1 protein-coding gene and 2 rRNA genes (1 of these 3 only partly in view) are annotated in these 2,500 nt (G+C 62.7%); 2 read left to right on the top strand and 1 reads right to left on the bottom strand.

Annotated elements, in window-relative coordinates; all coding sequences use genetic code 11:
• Both AY578_RS06820 and rrf read left to right on the top strand, forming a co-directional pair.
• Positions 1 to 1,299, top strand: a 23S ribosomal RNA gene (locus AY578_RS06820); it begins 1,797 nt to the left of the window's first position.
• A 104-nt stretch (positions 1,300 to 1,403) separates the two neighbouring features.
• Positions 1,404 to 1,520: ribosomal RNA gene (gene rrf, locus AY578_RS06815) — 5S ribosomal RNA — on the top strand.
• An 87-nt stretch (positions 1,521 to 1,607) separates the two neighbouring features.
• Here the strand turns inward: rrf and AY578_RS34025 are convergent.
• The coding region (locus AY578_RS34025) for a hypothetical protein (protein ID WP_420341308.1) at positions 1,608 to 2,500 on the bottom strand (893 nt) is incomplete at its 5' end.

Below are 2,500 nucleotides of genomic sequence, written 5' to 3'. Positions count from 1 at the left end.
TACCCTAAACCGACTCAGGTGGTCAGGTAGAGAATACCGAGGCGTTCGGTGAACTATGTTAAGGAACTCGGCAAAATGCCCCGTAACTTCGGAGAAAAGGGGGCCATTCTGGTGATCGCGTTTGACTCGGTGAGCGGGGGTGGCCGCAGAGACCAGCGAGAAGCGACTGTTTTACTAAAAAACAGGTCGTGCGAAGCCGTAAGGCGATGTATACGGACTGACGCTGCCGGTGCTGGAACGTTAAGGGGACCGGTTAGCTCACCTTCGGTGGCGCGAAGCTGAGAACTTAAGCGCCGTAACGGCGGTGGAACTATAACCATCTAAGGTAGCGAAATTCCTTGTCGGGTAAGTTCGACTGCACGAATGGCGTACGACTTCTCGACTGTCTCAACCATAAGCCGGTGAAATTGCACTACGAGTAAAGATGCTCGTTTCGCGGCAGCAGGACGGAAAACCCCGGACCTTTACTAAGTTGGATATTGGTGTTCGGTTCGGCTTGTGTAGATAGCTTGGGAGAACTGTGAAGCTCGGACGCCAGTTCGGGTGGAGTCGTCGTTGAATACCAGTCTGGTCGTGCTGGATGTCTAACCTGGGTCGCGTGATGATCCGGATCAGGGACAGTGTCTGATGGGTAGTTTAACTGGGGCGGTTGCCTCCTAAAGAGTAAGGAGGCGCCCAAAGGTTCCCTCACCTGGTTTGGCAATCAGGTGTTGAGTGTAAGTGCACAAGGGAGCTTGACTGTGAGACCGACGGGTCGAGCAGGGAGAAAGTCGGGACTAGTGAATCCGGCGGTGGCTTGTGGGAAGCGCCGTCGCTCAACGGATAAAAGGTACCCGGGATAACAGGCTGATCTTCCCCAAGAGTCCATATCGACGGGATGGTTTGGCACCTCGATGTCGGCTTCGTCGCATCCTGGGGGCTGGAAGTCGGTCCCAAGGGTTTGGGCTGTTCGCCCCATTAAAGCGGTACGCGAGCTGGTTTAGAACGTCGTTGAGAACAGTTCGGTCCCTATTCCGCTGTGCCGCGTAGGAGTCTTTGAGAAAGGGCTGTCCTAGTACGAGAGGACCGGGACGGACGAACCTCGTGTGTGCCAGTTGTTCTGCCAGGGCATGGCTGGTTGGCTACGTTCGGGAGGGATAACCGCTGAAAGCACTAAGCGGGAAGCCTGCTTCGAGATGAAGGACTCCACCTTCCTAGAGAGGGTAAGGTCCCAGTAGACGACTGGGTTGATAGGCCGGATATGGAAGCCACGGTAACGTGCGGAGTTGACCGGTACTAATAGGCCGAGGGCTTGTCCTCAGTTGCTCGCGTCCACTGTGTTAGTTCTGAGACAACGACCGTTGTCGGCTTTGAGCAGAACGCATAACAGAAGAGTGTGCTTGTTCGCTCGAAACCATTAGGGTTTCGGTGGTCATAGCGTAGGGGAAACGCCCGGTTACATTCCGAACCCGGAAGCTAAGCCTTACAGCGCCGATGGTACTGCAGGGGGGACCCTGTGGGAGAGTAGGACGCCGCCGAACAATCTTTGGAAGGACCCCTGGTCGCCAGCGTTCAGCTGGGGCCAGGGGTCCTTTTTGTATTTATGCTTGCAGTACCCGAGACAGGAGTCACCGATGTCCACCAACTCTCCCGACGACCGACCGGAGCGCGACCAGCGCCGACGGGACAGTGGTGACCGCTGGGACCGCGGGGACCGTGGCGGCCAGCGCGGCGGCCCCCGTCGAGGCAACGACCGCGACCGTGGCAGCTTCCGCAGGGACGGCGACCGTCCCCCCTTCCGTCGCGACGACCGCGACCGGGATCGCTCCAACGACCGGGACAGTGACCGCAGTGGCGGCCGGCCCGAGCGCGGCGGCTTCCGTGGGCGCGACGACAACCGCGACAACCGCGGGGGCGACCGCGGCGGGTACCGCGGCCGTGACGACCGCAGGGATGACCGGCGCGATGACCGTCGTGACGACCGGGACCGTGGCGGTTACCGCGGTCGTTCCGACGACCGTGGCGACCGTGGTGGCTTCCGTCGTGACGACAACCGCGGTGACCGTGGCGGCTTCCGCCGTGACGACAACCGTGGCGACCGTGGCGGCTTCCGTCGCGACGACGACCGTGGGTACGGGCGCCGCGACGACCGCAGGGATGACCGGCGCGACGACCGGCGCGATGACCGGGACCGTGGCGGTTACCGCGGCCGTTCCGACGACCGTGGCGACCGTGGTGGCTTCCGTCGTGACGACAACCGCGGCGACCGCGGTGGCTTCCGCCGTGACGACAACCGTGGCGACCGCGGCGGCTTCCGTGGCCGCGACGACCGTCCCGAGCGCGGTGACCGCGACCGCGACCGCGGCGGCTTCCGGCGCGGTGGCGACAGCCGTACCGACACCCGTGGCGGCGACCGCGACTCCCGCGGTGGCGGCTTCCGGCGTGACGACCGTGACCGGGGCGACCGTGGCGGCTTCCGTGGCCGCGACGACCGTGACCGGGGCCGCGGGCCGCGCCGTGA

The sequence above is a fragment of the Streptomyces thermocarboxydus genome (assembly GCF_024760485.1).
In the GTDB taxonomy this organism is placed as follows: Bacteria; Actinomycetota; Actinomycetes; order Streptomycetales; family Streptomycetaceae; genus Streptomyces; species Streptomyces cellulosae.
Note: the sequence above shows the minus strand (reverse complement) of the source record. Positions and strands in the feature narration are given on the sequence as shown.